Genomic DNA, 16,744 nt, shown 5'->3' on the forward strand with positions numbered 1-16,744 from the left:
TAAATAATTATGCACAAATGATATGAAAAAATAAAGCGGAAATGAACCATGGACTAAAAAAGGTTTTTAAAAAAACATTGTACAGAACCGGATGTTCTGATTAAAATCATGTATCATTTCTGTTAAGGAGATTATCCATTGAAATTAAGAGTCGGAAGCGGTCTTGACGCCCACAGATTTGCGGACAACAGAAAACTTATAGTGGGAGGTGTTGATATCCCCTACGAAAAGGGACTTGACGGACACAGTGACGCTGACGTTCTGCTGCATGCGGTTACTGACGCCATAGCCGGTGCTGCGCTGCACACTGATATAGGAGGGCTGTTTCCTGACAATGACATTAAATATAGGGGCATAGACTCCCGGATTCTCCTGCGTGAGGCGGTGCGGCTGGCGGCGGAAAAGGGGTGGCATGTGATAAATGCTGACTCTACTATAATAGCCCAGGTTCCGAAAATGGCTCCTTATATATATGACATGCGTAAAAACATCGCCGCTGATCTTGATATAGATATAGATGAAGTAAGCGTAAAGGCAACCACCACCGAAAAGATGGGGTTCACCGGAAGAGGCGAGGGGATCGCAGCTTCCGCAACCGTTCTTATAGAAAAAAAATAATTTCATTGAGGTTGATATGAAGAGGATTTTAGTTTTCTTACTGCTGCTGACATCAGCGGCGGCATTTGCCGGTACTGTTAAGGTGGGAGCGTTGTTTTCTGTCACTGGTCCGGCTGGATATCTCGGACTTCCCGAAAAACAGACGGTTGAAATGCTCGTGGAGCAGGTAAACGCTGCGGGCGGAATTAACGGTGACAAGGTTGAGCTTGTTTTCTATGACACTCAGGGAGATGAGAACAGGACACTGAGTTATTTTAAACGTCTTGCCACAAAAGATAAGGTTGCTGTGGTACTCGGACCCACAAGGACAGGCTCAACACTCGTGATAAAAGACCTTGCAGGAAAGTTCGGCATACCGCTCATATCATGTGCCACAAGCCAGCAGATTGTTACTCCTGTAAATAAGTTTGTTTTCAAGACCGCACAGTCGGATACTCTCGTGGTCGAAAAGCTCTATGCTCATCTGGTGAGTAAAGGCAAAAAGAAGATAGCTATAATAACTGAGCAGAGCGGATACGGCACAACCGGAAGAGATGCTCTCCTTGAGGTCGCTCCCAAGTTCGGTGTTAATATAGTAATAGAAGAAAAGTTCCGTGATACGGATAAGGATATGACAAGCCAGCTTGCCAAGATTAAAGCCGCAGGGGCTGATGCGGTGATCTGCTGGGGTGTCGGTCCGGCTCCGGCTATAATCGCCCGCAATGCAAAAGCTCTGGGTATGGATAATATATATATGACACAGGGTGCAGCATCAGCCAGGTTCATTGAACTTGCAGGTGACGCCGCTGACGGTATCAAGCTTACAGCAGGCAGAATCATAGTGGCTGACCAGCTTGTTGAAGGTGACAGATATAAAAAGGTGCTTATGGACTATAAGAAGAACTTCGAGTCAAAGTTTAATGCTCCTGTGAGTGCATTCGGCGGACATGCATACGATGCCTTCCATATATTTAAGATCGCATACGAAAATGCGAAGGGTGACCTCAAGAAGCTTCCCGCAGAGCTTGAAAAGGTGAAGGGATTCATCGGAATAGCAGGTGAGTTCAATATGTCTGCATCTGATCATACAGGTCTTACTAAGGATGCCTTTGTTATAGTTGAGATCAAAAACGGTAAATTCGTTTTGTCCGAGTAAGTAACTCCTTTATATATAAGGAATAATAATATTCTTTAAAAAAATCAAAATAAACGGTTGACTTATGCCCGCCGTTTTCGTATAACTACCTTCCGCTGCACGGGAGACCACGCAGCGGAAGGCTCTAAGAGCCTGATAAGAAAGGCGAAATAAAAGTTAAAAGTTTTCTTAAAAACCTGTTGACTTAAATCAAGACTTTCTTTATAACAACCTTCCCCAGCGGAGACGAACTTGAACGGTTTGGTCACGAAGGGGAAAGAGTACAAGAGTTTGTTTGACAGAAGAATAAGTCGTTTGGGTTGTTAAAAACTTTTTAAAAAAGATGTTGACTTCCTTGGCGAAATTCCTTATAACAACAATCCTTGCGCTGCGAGCCTGAACGCTGCGGGGCGCGGGAAGAAAGTTGTTTAACAGAAAGATGTTTCGTTTTGGAGATTGGTTAAAAACTTTTTAAAAAAAGTGGTTGACTTCCTCTTCGAGATTCTTTATAAAGTTCTTCCGCCGGTTGAGAGACTGGCAGCAGAAAACAGAGTAGTTGTTCGACATTAGAATAGGCCGGTCCGAGAAAAGGAATATAAAATGAGTTTGGATGGAGAGTTTGATCCTGGCTCAGAACGAACGCTGGCGGCGTGCTTAACACATGCAAGTCTAGGGGAATTCGCTTTCGGGCGATAGTACACTGGCGAACGGGTGAGTAACGCGTGAGAAACCTACCCCGGAGATTGGGACAACACAGAGAAATTTGTGCTAATACCGGATAAGCCCACGGGTTTAGTTATTTGTGGGAAAAGGCGGGGCAACCTGTCGCTTTGGGATGGTCTCGCGTGTCATTAGCTAGTTGGTAGGGTAACGGCCTACCAAGGCAACGATGACTAGGCGGCCTGAGAGGGTGGCCGCCCACACTGGAACTGAGACACGGTCCAGACTCCTACGGGAGGCAGCAGTGGGGAATTTTGCGCAATGACCGAAAGGTTGACGCAGCAACGCCGCGTGTATGATGAAGGCTTTCGGGTCGTAAAGTACTTTCAGTGGGGAAGAACTGCATAATCAGTAACTGGGTTATGATTGACGGTACCCACAGAAGCAGCCCCGGCTAACTCCGTGCCAGCAGCCGCGGTAATACGGAGGGGGCAAGCGTTGTTCGGAGTCACTGGGCGTAAAGAGCTCGTAGGCGGCAGTGTAAGTCGGGAGTTAAAGGCAACAGCTCAACTGTTGTAAGGCTTTTGAAACTACATTGCTAGAGTGCCAGAGAGGTATGCGGAATTCCCTGTGTAGCGGTGAAATGCGTAGATATAGGGAGGAACACCGGTTGCGAAGGCGGCATACTGGCTGGTAACTGACGCTGAGGAGCGAAAGCGTGGGTAGCAAACAGGATTAGATACCCTGGTAGTCCACGCTGTAAACGATGGATGCTAGGTGTTGGATGTAACCACATTCAGTGCCGAAGCTAACGCATTAAGCATCCCGCCTGGGGAGTACGGTCGCAAGACTGAAACTCAAAGGAATTGACGGGGGCCCGCACAAGCGGTGGAGCACGTGGTTTAATTCGATGCTAACCGCAGAACCTTACCCGGGTTTGACATCTTCAAAATACGATAGAGATATTGTAGTGCTTACTTTCAGTAAGAATTGAATGACAGGTGCTGCATGGCTGTCGTCAGCTCGTGCCGTGAGGTGTTGGGTTAAGTCCCGCAACGAGCGCAACCCCTGCTTTTAGTTGCCATCGGGTAATGCCGGGCACTCTAGAGGAACAGCCGTCGACAAGGCGGAGGAAGGTGGGGACGACGTCAAGTCATCATGGCCCTTATGTCCGGGGCTACACACGTGCTACAATGGCGTATACAGAGGGCAGCAAGACAGCGATGTCAAGCGAATCCCATAAAGTACGCCTCAGTTCAGATTGCAGTCTGCAACTCGACTGCATGAAGTCGGAATCGCTAGTAATCGCAGGTCAGCAAAACTGCGGTGAATACGTTCCCGGGCCTTGTACACACCGCCCGTCACACCACGGGAGTCGACCGTACCTGAAGCCGGTGGCCTAACCTTTTAGGAGGGAGCCGTCTATGGTATAGTTGGTAACTGGGGTGAAGTCGTAACAAGGTAGCCGTACCGGAAGGTGTGGCTGGATCACCTCCTTTTTAAGGAAAGAATCAAATAGAAATCCTGATACTGCTCCATTGAGTATTAGGTTTATATGATAACAATCTCGGACCGGCCTTAATTATTTATATAAGGCGTATATTAGGCCTAATTAGTTGAACGGTGTTCAGTTGAACAACTTTCAGCTAATTAGGGCCTATAGCTCAGACGGTTAGAGCGCACGCCTGATAAGCGTGAGGTCGGTGGTTCGAGTCCACCTAGGCCCATGTGATTTAAGGTTTAAAGCTAATGCTGACAGTAATTGGAGTTGGTATTAGTTGTAAGTCTTACCCGGGGGTGTAGCTCAGCTGGGAGAGCACCGCCCTTGCAAGGCGGGGGTCAGGAGTTCGAACCTCCTCACCTCCATTAGATTTCTTTTATGGATTCTGATGGCGATGGGTAGGTAGATGTTTAAAAGTTTTTTGGTAAGGTTATGAATTTGTTTCATAATCTCATCGAGTAACTTGGGTGTGTTCGGCACATCTGTATAAGTTGTTTTACAATTGAATAGGCTGTAAGAGATAAGGGAAGCTCGAGTAGACGATGCATAAATAATAAAGTTAAGCTACTAAGGGCAAATGGTGGATGCCTTGGCGATGACCGGCGAGGAAGGACGTGGCAAGCTGCGATAAGCTGCGCGAAGCCGCTAACAGGCATTGATGCGCAGATTTCCGAATGGGGAAACCCTAAACACCCTCTATGAGGGAGCGAACTCAGGGAAGTGAAACATCTCAGTACCTGAAGGAAAAGAAAGTAATAACGATTCCGTAAGTAGCGGTGAGCGAAACCGGAAGAGCCTAAACCTAGCTTTCGGGCTAGGGGTTGTGGGGCCTGCAACATGTACGCATGAATCTAGTAGAACAGTCTGGAAAGGCTGACCAAAGAGGGTGATAGTCCCGTATGCGAAAGTGAATTGCGGCTAGCGGTGTCCCCGAGTACCACGGAGAATGAGAAGCTTTGTGGGAATCTGGGAGGACCATCTCCTAAGGCTAAATACGTGTCATCGACCGATAGTGAACCAGTACCGTGAGGGAAAGGTGAAAAGAACCCTTGTTAAGGGAGTGAAATAGAACCTGAAACCATTTGCCTACAAGCCGTCAAAGCATCTTATGATGTAATGTCGTGCCTTTTGCATAATGAGCCTGCGAGTTATCGTATGCAGCAAGGTTAAGCAGTTATGCGCAGCCGTAGGGAAACCGAGTCTTAATAGGGCGCAAGTTGCATGCGGTAGACCCGAAGCCAGACGATCTATCCATGGGCAGGATGAAGTAACTGTAATAGGTTATGGAGGTCCGAACCGGTAAACGTTGAAAAGTTTTCGGATGACCTGTGGATAGGGGTGAAAGGCCAATCAAGTTTGGTGATAGCTGGTTCTCCTCGAAATGCATTTAGGTGCAGCCTTATGCGTTCCCTGTTGGGGGTAGAGCACTGTTTTGGCTAGGGGGCATACCGCTTACCGAACCTTGACAAACTCCGAATACTGACAGGTTAGAGCATGGGAGTGAGACTGCGGGTGAGAAGGTCCGTAGTCGAGAGGGTAAGAGCCCAGACCGCCGGCTAAGGTCCCGGAGTGTATGCTAAGTGGTAAAGGATGTGAGAATACTGAAACAGCCAGGAGGTTGGCTTAGAAGCAGCCATCCTTTAAAGAAAGCGTAACAGCTCACTGGTCTAGTGTTTTTGCGCCGAAGATATAGCGGGGCTAAGCATACCACCGAAGCCGCGGACTAGTATTTATACTAGTGGTAGAGGAGCATTCTGCACAGCTTTGAAGGTAATGCGGCAAGCATTGCTGGAGCGTGTTGAAGAGATAATGCAGGCATTAGTAGCGATAAAAAGGGTGAGAAACCCTTTCGCCGAAAACCTAAGGTTTCCACCGGCAGGGTAATCCGCGGTGGGTTAGTCGGCCCCTAAGGCGAGGGTGAAAACCGTAGTCGATGGGAAACAGGTCAACATTCCTGTACCTGTATATGTGCGTTTGACGATGTGGTGACGGAGAAGGTTAGGCAGTCCGGGTGTTGGACGTCCCGGTTTAAGGTTGTAGGGAGTTCCGGTAGGCAAATCCGCTGGAATAATTCTGAGAACTGATGACGAGTCTTTGTAATGAAGATGAAGCTGTTGATACCATGCTTCCGAGAAAAACCTCTAAGGAGTACATAGCAGACCGTACCGCAAACCGACACAGGTAGGTAGGGAGAGAATCCCAAGGCGTTCGAGATAACTCCAGTTAAGGAACTCGGCAAAATGCCACCGTAACTTAGGGATAAGGTGGGCTCCTAGTAATTGAATGGACTTGCTCCAGTAGGTGAAAGGAGTTGCAGATGAGAGGCCCAGGCGACTGTTTATCAAAAACACAGCACTCTGCTAACTGGCAACAGGATGTATAGGGTGTGACGCCTGCCCGGTGCTGGAAGGTTAATAGGAGATGTCAGCGCAAGCGAAGCATTGAATTGAAGCCCCAGTAAACGGCGGCCGTAACTATAACGGTCCTAAGGTAGCGAAATTCCTTGTCGGGTAAGTTCCGACCTGCACGAATGGCGTAACGATCTGGGCGCTGTCTCAACTGGAATCTCGGCGAAGTTGCATTAGCGGTGAAAATGCCGTTTACCCGCAGCAGGACGGAAAGACCCCGTGCACCTTTACTACAGCTTGGCAATGATATTTGGTATTAAATGTGTAGGATAGGTGGGAGACGTAGAGACGTGGACGCTAGTTTGCGTGGAGTCGCCCTTGAAATACCACCCTTTTGGTGCTGAATATCTAACCTGGACGGTGTGTAGCCGTAGGGACATTGTCTGGCGGGTAGTTTGACTGGGGCGGTCGCCTCCGAAAGAGTAACAGAGGCGCGCGAAGGTATCCTCAGGTTGGTCGGAAACCAACTGTCGAGTGTAAAAGTATAAGGATGCTTGACTGCGAGACCTACAAGTCGAGCAGGTGCGAAAGCAGGCTTTAGTGATCCGGTGGTTCCGCATGGAAGGGCCATCGCTCAACGGATAAAAGGTACGCCGGGGATAACAGGCTGATCTCCCCCAAGAGTTCACATCGACGGGGAGGTTTGGCACCTCGATGTCGGCTCATCACATCCTGGGGCTGAAGTAGGTCCCAAGGGTACGGCTGTTCGCCGTTTAAAGTGGTACGCGAGCTGGGTTCAGAACGTCGTGAGACAGTTCGGTCCTTATCCGCTGCGGGCGCAGGAGATTTGATGGGATCTGACCCTAGTACGAGAGGACCGGGTTGGACAGACCTCTGGTGCGTGGATTGTTCCGCCAGGAGCACGGTCCAGTAGCCAAGTCTGGAATAGATAACCGCTGAAAGCATCTAAGCGGGAAACTAACCTAAAGATAAGATCTCCCCTGAGCGCACTTGGAGACTACAAGATTGATAGGCTGGGTGTGTAAGCACTGTGAGGTGTTGAGCTAACCAGTACTAATAGCGCGATGGGCTTAGCGTAGCGTGTCGAAAGAGTTTCCCTTATATCTTACAGCCTATACAAAAAATGAAAGGACACTGGATGTGTCCCACGGAGCGGACCGTAGCAGAGAATTCTGTGAGGTTTCAGCGAAGTGAGAGCAGCAAGGAGCTATGCTCCACAGGCTGCGAGTGAGTAAAAAGTTCAGGACGAATCTTTTTACGAACTATAAATAGAATAAGAATTCCCTGGTGGTCTTAGCGGAGGGGTTACACCTGTCCCCATTCCGAACACAGAAGTTAAGTCCTCCAGCGCCGATGATACTTTGCTAAGAGAGAGCATGGGAGAGTAGGTCACTGCCAGGGATTAAATATACGGAAAGCCCGATATCGAAAGATGTCGGGCTTTCTTGTTTGTATTATTCTTGTGACATGCTCTCCCACGCACAAGGAGTGTGCGCTTCAGGAGCGAAGCCGCATTGTATGCGGCATGAGCGTGTGCGCAAACGGAACAGAATGTTACCGTTTGCAGGGTAAGACAGACGTAGGTCACCGCCAGGGATTAAATATACGGAAAAGCCCGATATCGAAAGATGTCGGGCTTTCTTGTTTGTATCGTTCTTGTGACATGCTCTCCCACGTACAAGGAGTGTGCGCTTCAGGAGCGAAGCCGCATTGTATGCGGTGTAAGCGTGTGCGCAAACGGAACATGATGTTACCGTTTGTAGGGTAAGACAGACGTAGGTCACCGCCAGGGATTAAATATACGGATAGCCCGATATCGAAAGATGTCGGGCTTTCTTGTTTGTATTATTCTTGTGACATGCTCTCCCCCGCACAAGGAGTGTGCGCTTCAGGAGCGAAGCCGCATTGTATGCGGCATGAGCGTGTGCGCAAACGGAACAGGATGTTACCGTTTGCAGGGTAAGACAGACGTAGGTCACTGCCAGGGATTAAATATACGGATAGCCCGATATCGAAAGATGTCGGGCTTTCTTGTTTGTATCGTTCTTGTGACATGCTCTCCCCCGCACAAGGAGTGTGCGCTTCAGGAGCGAAGCCGCATTGTATGCGGCATGAGCGTGTGCGCAAACGGAACAGGATGTTACCGTTTGCAGGGTAAGACAGACGTAGGTCACTGCTAGGGATTAAATATACGGATAGCCCGATATCGAAAGATGTCGGGCTTTCTTGTTTGTATTATTCTTCTGACATGCTCTCCCCCGCACACAAGGAGTGTGCGCTTCAGGAGCGAAGCCGCATTGTATGCGGCGTAAGCGTGTGCGCAAACGGAACAGGATGTTACCGTTTGCAGGGTAAGACAAACGATAAACATGTGCTATACTTTTTTATGGGAACAATTCAACCGTATTATAAAGGCATATATGCTTTCATCTTCAGTAAGGAAAAACAGAATCCGTTTGTGCAAGGAACTTCCGAAGCAAGAGAATGGGAGTTCGGCTATTCAAGTGCGGAAGATGCATATAATAGTGGTGTTGAGACGTATAAAAGCAGAAAAAGTTCTTTAGATTGCCCTGATTATTATGATGATCTGCGTATACATATATGGAACGGAGCATATTATGCATCAAGACCATTATGGTTTAGGATTGTTTCTTTTCCTTTCTATCTTACCTGGTTGCTTCTGGTGACATCATACCGTATTCTGTGGTTTGCATATCACCTTGGTGAAGCTTTAATGCTGATGTTTTTTGCGTTAGTTATACTGGCGCTGCTTATGGCATGCATTGTAGTGATTATTTATAGTTTATTCACAGGAGGAATAGTTACTTAAAAGAACAAATCACTTCAAAACAGCATAGTTATCTTCATGCCGCCGTTACTTCTTTCAATGGACAGATTTCCGCCGTGCTTTTCCATTATAACACTTGCGATAACCATTCCCCAGTAATCGAAGCTTTGTGTAAGCATATTATGATTCCACGGCTGGCACATTGTCTCTAAAACAGGCTGAGGAACATCAAGATCATCTATGTATATGCTGATGGCAAAACGTCCGTTAAGCACTTCTGACGTAATTTTAAACTTCATAGGCGGTTCATCGCCAAAATAACGTATAGTATCTTTAATAATGTAGCAGAAGCCGAGCTTAAGGAAATTCTTGTTAGCTTCCATCCGGCATGAGCGCATGAAACGGAATGTATAGTCTATCTCGTACTGGTCAGTAAAATTATACAGAAAGGCCGAAAAGGTTTTATCAAACTTTTTCACAGCCACAGCACGTATAAGTCCGTGGAAAAAATCTGCAATATTAAGGTTATCTGTATATTTCAGGTTAATCACATTAGTGTAGTCATTATAACCTGTTATGATTTCTTCAATGAGCTTGAATTTATCATCGACTATCTGCCAGCGATGCTTCATCATGTCTGTCTGTTCTGCGGATTCTTTTATCTTCTTGAGAAAACCGCCTGCGACAGTAAGTGCGTTAAGGATATTGTGCGAAAGATGTCTGGAAAGTCCGGAAACAATAGCCTTCTCTTCAAGGTACTTCATCTGTTTTTCAAGCTGCAGCTTACGGCTTATGTCCTGAAAAATCAGCTCATAATGAATGTCTTTTCCTTTGATCAGAGTCATGTAGCCTTGAATATCTATATATTCATTATCTCGTTTTCTCAGCCGTGCGTTTATATCGCCGATTGTGTCGCCTACAAGATTTTTCAGCCCCTCCATAAACTCTGAACGTTTTTCTGACTCAAGCAGGAGAATAAAATTCATACGTTCTGTTTGTTCTTTGGAGTAGCCGGTCGTAGATGAGAACTTGTTGTTAGCGAAAATGATTTCGCCGCTTTCATTAATTTCAACAATGCTTTCACCGGCGGAGTTGATAATATTTTCAAGTTTGTTTTTGAGAAACTGGATTTGGTTATTTTTGCTTTCAATAAGGTTATAAAGCTCAACCAACCCCTTATTAGCTTCGGAAAGCAGGGCGTTTTGCTCTTCCAGCGCTTTAAGCTTATTGATGCGCGGGGAGATAGAGTAGCCTTTTATCAGGAGCCTTATGGAATTGATAATCGAATCTGTCTCTTCGGACGCAGGAATAGTGAGAACATCATAGTATTTCTCATTGCTGATCAGTATGTTGACTTTGTCTTTAATAGTGTCTTCATATCTGTCCACAATGAGGATGTCTGCGAGATCAGGGACCGGAGTAAAAGAAAATTGTCTGTTCAGACCGGAGTCAAGCTCAGGATAATTCCTGAGGCTTTTAAATATTCGGGCTTCCAAGCTCGAGTATGAGTTCCTGTCTGATGGATTCGAGAGTTTGCTCATCAGTTATTTTTTCTCCGTTCAGATCCGTCAGGTAGAAAGAGTCCACAACTTTATCCACATCAGTGGAGATCTTTGCCTTTATAAGATTAAGTCCAAGTTTTTTGAATATCCCCAATATATTATACAGCAGCCCCAGACGGTCTTCCGTAAATATGTCAAGTATGGTGTACTGCCCTGAAATTTCGTTATCAAAAACAAACTTGTCCTTTTTATACGTAATGGATGCAGGTTTTTTTCCAAAAACTGCCTGCTTGCTTTCAAGGGCACGGTCAATGTCAAAATTACCGAGAACAGCTTCTCTGACTCTCTTAACCATATTATCACATTTTTCCTCTAAGCTGTCTCTCTGATCCCACGGGTTCTGGACAATAAGCTTATCGATTGTGATGTTATTTGCAAGAGTGTTAATCTGTGCCCACATAATATTAAGTCCCAGTGAAGAAAGCGCTCCTGCCATGCGGCGGAGAACACCGGCGTAATCCTGTGTGCAAACGCTTATTTCTATTCCGCCGAGATCTTCCCTAAGTTCGGTTTCAATAATTACATCATGACTGTTTTTGACATTAACAGCAAGGTGCAGCAGACGTAAAATGTGCCCAACGGAGTTTGTGTAAAGCAGTTCATCATCGATGCTTCCTGCAAGTTCATGCAGTTCTTCGCTGTCCGCTGTACGCTCAAGAAGCTTCTCTCGTTTACGTGAGATAACCTTTTCCTGCTCCTGTTCAAAGTCTTCAGTATCGAGGTTAACAAGAGCTTTCTGATACAGCTCACTCAGGAGGGTGTGTCTCCATTCGTTGAAAACCTTGCCGCCCACTGCGTTCATGTCAGCATAAGTGAGAAGGAAGAGAAGCATAAGTTCTTCCTTGCTGCTGATGTAGTTAAGGAAGTGTCTGATAACCTCAATGTCGTGTATATCTCTTCTCTGGGCAATCTTACTCATAAGAAGGTGATGAAGCACAAGGTTTGACACTGTATCCGTATCATCCATGCTCATGCCGAGACGCCGGCAGATTATTTTGCTCATGCGTGCGCCGACTTCAGAGTGGTTTTTACCCTGCCCCTTGCCTATATCATGCAGAACGATGGACAGAGCCAGCAGATCCTTTCGTTCCAGAGCGTTAAGCACTTCCAGATAAATTGAAAGGTGCGGAGGATTATCCAGCAGCAGCCTGTCTATGTACCCTAGGGCGAGAAATGTATGCTCATCAACTGTGTAATGGTGGTAGTAGTCAAACTGCGGCTTGCAGTCGATCTCTTCAAATTCGGGTATCATTGCCTGCAGCACACCTGCTTTAGCCATTCTTGAGCATATTTCTGATGAGTCGGAAAAACGTGAAAGTATTTTAAGAAAAAGTTCTCCGTGCTGGCGGATATATTTTCCGTCTATCATATAAAGGCTTGAGCGGATAGCATCGTATGTGCTGTCGGATATTTTAAGCCCCTGAACAGATGCAAACATGAATACTGTGAGCAGCCGTTTTGGTTTTTCGATAAATACGCTTTTGCTCTTAAGCGTGAGCTGATTACCGTATTTTATGAATCCTTCGCCAAGATCAGACATCTTCACGGATTTACGGTGAAGCATTTTCAGCGTGAGTTCCGCCATAGTGCGGTTTATGACTCTTTCTGTTATTTCTGCAATGGTTTTGGCGGTTTTGTAATAATCCCTCATGAACTTTTCAACACTCATGATGGTTGATGTTGAGTGGTAGCCGAGCTGTTCAGCAAGATCTTTCTGCGCATCAAGGCTCATAATGTCGTATTTTCTGTTATGGAAGTAGTGAAGCTCATTGCGGATATGAAACAGAAACTCTGATGCTTTGTTGAGGGAAGCAAGTTCTTCCGGCATGAGCATATTATTTCTTATGAGAGCATCGAGCGAGTTGGTTTTGTAGAGAATTTTGCATATCCAGCAGATTGTGTTTATATCCCTAACTCCGCCGTTGCCTTCTTTGATATTTGGTTCGAGGCGGTAAATGGAATCTCTGTATTTGCTGGAGCGTTTTCTAACTGACTGAATTTTATTGAGGAGAAATGCGTTTACCCCTTTTTCCGCCAGACGGTCGTTCATGATAGTGCAGAAAAGGTCATATACTCCCGTGTCTCCGATGAGAAAACGGTTATCGATGAATGATGTGCGGACAACATCATCCTCAAGTGCAGCGTCAGCTACTTCACTGATTTCTTTTATCTGAATTCCGGGGTTAGTGCCTATATCCCATATATCAGTTGTGAAAAGGCTGAGAAATTCTTTTTGTTTATCAGTGAGGTCGCCCTCATGGAGTATCAACAGATCAATATCCGAGTGGGGAGCCATCTGTTTGCGGGCATATCCGCCAAGGGCAAGAATGGAAAGACCGCCAGCATACCATGAATGCTTCTGAACAAGGGTCATCACAAGCTCATCCACAAGAGCGGTCATATTCTCAAGAACCTGCTGTGCTGTGCGTCCTTTTGTTCTGCTGTCTTCTTTTATGCGGTTCCATTGTTCTTTGTAGCTTTTTTTTATACTGTTAGCGTCAATCATGTCATCCTATTGGTAAACAAAATTTTCAAAATATATGTCTTTTGCGGCGTCTGCCCCGAATTTAGAGGTTACGGTTCGCTCAATGTTTTGCTTGAGTATATCCTTGCCCTGCTGAGAGTCAAGAAGGGAAGGGTTTGTCATGCTGATAGCTTCTGTAACTGCCGCAGCAGTGTTGTCAATATTTTTGCCCATTTCATCAGCGGCTTTTTTGCTGCCGGTGTTTATTGTAACATCAAGACGCACATAAACACTTTTACCGCCTTCTGATGTTGTTCCCACAACATCTTTAAGCTGAACCTGATACTCGCTGCCGACCTTGACAACTTTGGATGAATAGGAGCGGAGAGGGCTTCTCTGGTTGTCCAGCACGTTTTCAAACATTGGGACAAAGCTCTGCCTGAACTGAAAGATATACAGCATGAGCAGAACAGCAAGAATTATAAGCAAAGCCCGAAGGAAATATTTTTTCATATGCTGTATTTTAACAGATTAAGGGAAATGAGAAAATAGAAAAGCCTTCCTTTTTAAGAGTAAAGGCTATATGTTTGATAAGTCCAAGTACAAAAGGCGCCCGCTCTATGCAGAACGAACGCCTTTTCAGGTTTATCTTATGAAACCTACAGGGTCTTTTAACTATTATAAAAAACAGACGGATCTCTACCATCTATGAATATTTACATTTATACCTTCGGATGCAAAGTAAATCAAGTGGAAAGTGAACACCTGATCGGCAGGGCGGCTGAAAACGGCTTAAATATTGTCAAAGAAGCCGGAAAGGCGGATGCCGTGATCATCAACTCATGCGCAGTTACTGAACGTGCGGTCAATAAGATGCTCTCTCTTTTACGTAAAATAAAAAAGGACCGTCCCGGTGTTTTTGCACTCGTGACAGGGTGTGCGGCGGATCTTCTCTCAGAAAAGCTCAAAGAAAGCGGTACGGATATTGTTGTCACGAATGCAGGAAAAAAGGACGCTGTTGAGTATCTCCTTGAGAAAAAAGATTTTTATCGTTCCATAGATACCCGGACAGTGCTTGATATAGGCTACACACCAATGAAAAGCCGTACAAGAGCATTCGTCAAGATTCAGGACGGCTGCGACTCCTTCTGTTCGTATTGTATTATTCCCATGCTCCGGGGCAAACCTGTGAGCAAGCCTGAGAATGATGTGGTCAGCGAGGTTGCAAGACTTGTTGCGGAAGGGCATAAAGAAATTGTGCCTGTGGGGATACATATAGGAAAATACGGGCAGGATTGCGGTTCCAGTCTTGCATCTCTTCTGGAAAAACTTATTGCTGTTGAGGGTGATTTCCGCATACGTCTCACATCTGTGGAACTTAATGAGCTTGACGAAAAGCTGGAGGAGCTTTTTCACAGTGATAAAATATGCAGACATCTCCACATCCCTCTCCAAAGCGGTTCGACAGAAATCCTGAAAAAAATGAACAGGCACTACACCGCAGAGGAGTACATCGAAAAAGTTTCCGCTTTTAAACAAAAGATAAACGGTCTGACCGTGGGGGCAGATGTTATAACAGGCTTCCCCGGCGAGTCTGAAGATCATTTTGATAATTGTATAAATACCATATGTTCATCAGGAGTTGATTTTCTCCATGTATTTCAATATTCTGACAGAGAGGGAACGGCGGCAAGCACCATGCCGGATAAGGTCAAAGGCGCTGTCAAAAAGGCAAGGGCAGAGAAACTCCGCATCCTTGGCGAAGAGCTTAAGTCAAAAGCTGCGGATGAATGCATAGGCAAAACATTCAGAGTTCTGGCGCAAAAGGGCGGCGGTATAACCGATAACTATTTTGATGTTGAAATGCCGGGAAAATGTGTGCCAAACCGTTTCTATACTATCAAAATAACAGGGCGCAGTGACAACTGTGTTTTGTATGGAGAAGAAGATGGGTAAAAAAATACTGGTAATAGGCGGCGTTGCCGCAGGGGCTACAGCGGCTGCGAAAGCCAGAAGAACAAACGAAGATGCTGAAATAACAGTTCTTGAAAAAGGCAAATATATCTCATACGCAAACTGCGGGCTTCCTTATTACACCGGCGGCGTTATAAAGCCCCGAAAAAAAATTCTCCTCCACACTCCGGACACATACGGCACACGCTTCAATGCAGATGTGCTTGTGCGGACCGAGGCAACAGCAATCGACCGCAAAAAACGCACCGTAACCGTTAAGGACAAAAACGGCGAGCGTGAACTTCCCTATGATAAACTTATAATAGCTGTGGGCGGCAAAACAATCATTCCGCCGGTAAAAGGCATAGAAAAAACACCTTACTTTACAATGCGCACAGTGGATGATGCAGACTCCGTACGTAAATTTATTGAGAAAAACAAACCTAAGACGGCTGTTATTATCGGCGGCGGATTTATCGGCGTTGAAACTGCTGAGGCGATGATGCACTGCGGTATAAAAACCGTTATTGTTGAAGCTAAAGCAGAAATAATGCCCAATATGCCCCGGATTGCCGCTATGAATCTGCGTGAGCATATGGAAAGAAAAGGCATAGATTTCAGGCTTGGCGTCTTTGCTCAGGAAGTTTCGGAATCAAAAGGTAAAATCAGCATCAGTCTTTCCGGCGGTGAAACCCTTAAGGCGGATATGCTTTTTCTCTGTGCCGGGGTTGCTCCTGATACGGCACTTGCGAAAGACTGCGGGCTGGAAATAGGCGCTGCAGGCGGCATAGCGGTTGATGATACAATGCGCACAAGTGATAAGGATATATTTGCCGCAGGCGATGTGGTGGAAAAGCTTAACCGTGTCACAGGTAAAAAAGTTCTGCTCCCTCTGGCTGGTCCTGCCAACAGGGAAGGGCGTACAGCCGGGTACAACGCCGTTACTGACGGAGATATGAAATTTCCCGGAGTTGTAGGAACGTCTATAGTCGGTTTTGACGGTTATTCCGCAGGGCAGACAGGCATTACATACGAGCAGGCTTTGCAGGCGGGGATAGATGCTGACTATGTTTATACGGAAGATGCAGACATAGCGGAATATTACCCAGGAGCAACTTACATATTCATGATGACAGTATTTGAGAAGAAAACAGGACGGCTGCTGGGCTGCGCTGCTTCCGGAGAAAAAGGCGTGGATAAAAGGCTGGACGTGGCGTCTGCTGCTCTTTATGCGGGTTTAAGCGTGTTTGATCTTGAAAATCTTGAGTTTGCCTATGCGCCCCAGTTTGCAAAAGCAAAAGATAATCTGAATATTGCCGGTTTTGTTGCGTCAAATAAGTTGAGAGGGACAGGTTTTGCCGTTTCTCCCGAAGAGTTCAGAGAAATCCGTAAAAAAGATAAAATACAGATACTTGATGTCCGCACGGTGAAGGAACATGATGATGCATGTGTTGAAGGTTCGGTGAACATTCCCGTAAATATGCTGCGGGAGAAACTGAACACTCTGGATAAAAATACCCCTGTTTATGTTTACTGTGCTGTGGGTTTCAGGGGGTATCTGGCAGTTAAGATGCTTCGCAATTCCGGATTTGAAGCATACAACGTTTCCGGCGGGATGGAGACAATAGCAAGACTTGAAAAAATTATGTAAAACTGTTTCCTGCGGTTGCATTATTGTTTCTGCGGTGAGATATTATAAAGTACGGAGATGAGTA

8 protein-coding genes, 2 tRNA genes and 3 rRNA genes are annotated in these 16,744 nt (G+C 46.0%); 10 read left to right on the forward strand and 3 right to left on the reverse strand.

What is annotated here, in order from left to right; genetic code table 11:
* Positions 1–138: 138 nt before the first annotated feature.
* From ispF to ACYRYY_RS10135, 8 genes are all read left to right on the forward strand, one after another.
* Positions 139–618, forward strand: a complete 480-nt coding sequence (gene ispF, locus ACYRYY_RS10100) for a 2-C-methyl-D-erythritol 2,4-cyclodiphosphate synthase (protein ID WP_460215472.1) — start codon at positions 139–141, stop codon at positions 616–618.
* Between the two features lie 16 nt (positions 619–634).
* Positions 635–1,753 (forward strand): ABC transporter substrate-binding protein, encoded by a 1,119-nt coding sequence (locus tag ACYRYY_RS10105; protein ID WP_460215473.1) that lies wholly within the window; start codon positions 635–637, stop codon positions 1,751–1,753.
* Positions 1,754–2,339: 586 nt separating this feature from the next.
* A 16S ribosomal RNA gene (locus ACYRYY_RS10110) occupies positions 2,340–3,891 on the forward strand.
* Positions 3,892–4,045: 154 nt separating this feature from the next.
* Positions 4,046–4,119: transfer RNA gene (locus tag ACYRYY_RS10115), tRNA-Ile, on the forward strand.
* Between the two features lie 66 nt (positions 4,120–4,185).
* Positions 4,186–4,258 (forward strand) — tRNA-Ala (locus ACYRYY_RS10120).
* A 192-nt stretch (positions 4,259–4,450) separates the two neighbouring features.
* A 23S ribosomal RNA gene (locus tag ACYRYY_RS10125) occupies positions 4,451–7,340 on the forward strand.
* Between the two features lie 205 nt (positions 7,341–7,545).
* Positions 7,546–7,663 (forward strand): 5S ribosomal RNA (gene rrf / locus ACYRYY_RS10130).
* The 16S, 23S and 5S rRNA genes sit together here with 2 tRNA genes alongside, the layout of an rRNA operon.
* Before the next feature lie 943 nt (positions 7,664–8,606).
* The gene (locus tag ACYRYY_RS10135; RefSeq protein ID WP_460215474.1) at positions 8,607–9,092 is read left to right on the forward strand and encodes a hypothetical protein; all 486 of its coding nucleotides are present in this window, start codon (positions 8,607–8,609) and stop codon (positions 9,090–9,092) included.
* Between the two features lie 14 nt (positions 9,093–9,106).
* On the opposite strand, the gene ACYRYY_RS10140 is transcribed toward ACYRYY_RS10135, so the two are convergent.
* The 3 genes from ACYRYY_RS10140 to ACYRYY_RS10150 are packed head-to-tail and all read right to left on the reverse strand — an operon-like array spanning position 9,107 to position 13,589.
* On the reverse strand, positions 9,107–10,591 hold the full coding sequence (locus ACYRYY_RS10140) for a PAS domain S-box protein (protein ID WP_460215475.1): 1,485 nt from the start codon (positions 10,589–10,591) through the stop codon (positions 9,107–9,109).
* Positions 10,527–13,118, reverse strand: coding sequence for a [protein-PII] uridylyltransferase (gene glnD, locus ACYRYY_RS10145; RefSeq protein WP_460215476.1), 2,592 nt, complete (start codon positions 13,116–13,118; stop codon positions 10,527–10,529). Before glnD ends, ACYRYY_RS10140 begins: the two co-directional genes overlap by 65 nt.
* 6 nt (positions 13,119–13,124) lie before the next feature.
* Complete coding sequence (locus tag ACYRYY_RS10150; RefSeq protein ID WP_460215477.1) at positions 13,125–13,589, reverse strand: flagellar basal body-associated FliL family protein; 465 nt, start codon at positions 13,587–13,589, stop codon at positions 13,125–13,127.
* A gap of 195 nt (positions 13,590–13,784) precedes the next feature.
* Between ACYRYY_RS10150 and mtaB the strand changes: the two genes are divergently transcribed.
* Together mtaB and ACYRYY_RS10160 are read left to right on the forward strand one after the other, a co-directional pair.
* Positions 13,785–15,032, forward strand: a complete 1,248-nt coding sequence (gene mtaB / locus ACYRYY_RS10155; RefSeq protein WP_460215478.1) for a tRNA (N(6)-L-threonylcarbamoyladenosine(37)-C(2))-methylthiotransferase MtaB — start codon at positions 13,785–13,787, stop codon at positions 15,030–15,032.
* Positions 15,025–16,680: an FAD-dependent oxidoreductase gene (locus ACYRYY_RS10160; RefSeq protein ID WP_460215479.1), complete on the forward strand. Its 1,656-nt coding sequence runs from the start codon at positions 15,025–15,027 to the stop codon at positions 16,678–16,680. The genes mtaB and ACYRYY_RS10160 overlap by 8 nt, the downstream gene beginning before the upstream one ends.
* Positions 16,681–16,744 lie beyond the last annotated feature (64 nt).

Source organism: Geovibrio sp. ADMFC3 (assembly GCF_054687035.1).

Coding starts and splice junctions, on each gene's coding strand:
- glnD (WP_460215476.1), bottom strand. CDS start 13,118: ATGATTGACGCTAACAGTATAAAAAAAAGCTACAAAGAACAATGGAAC.
- mtaB (WP_460215478.1), top strand. CDS start 13,785: ATGAATATTTACATTTATACCTTCGGATGCAAAGTAAATCAAGTGGAA.
- ACYRYY_RS10150 (WP_460215477.1), bottom strand. CDS start 13,589: ATGAAAAAATATTTCCTTCGGGCTTTGCTTATAATTCTTGCTGTTCTG.
- ACYRYY_RS10105 (WP_460215473.1), top strand. CDS start 635: ATGAAGAGGATTTTAGTTTTCTTACTGCTGCTGACATCAGCGGCGGCA.
- ACYRYY_RS10140 (WP_460215475.1), bottom strand. CDS start 10,591: ATGAGCAAACTCTCGAATCCATCAGACAGGAACTCATACTCGAGCTTG.
- ACYRYY_RS10160 (WP_460215479.1), top strand. CDS start 15,025: ATGGGTAAAAAAATACTGGTAATAGGCGGCGTTGCCGCAGGGGCTACA.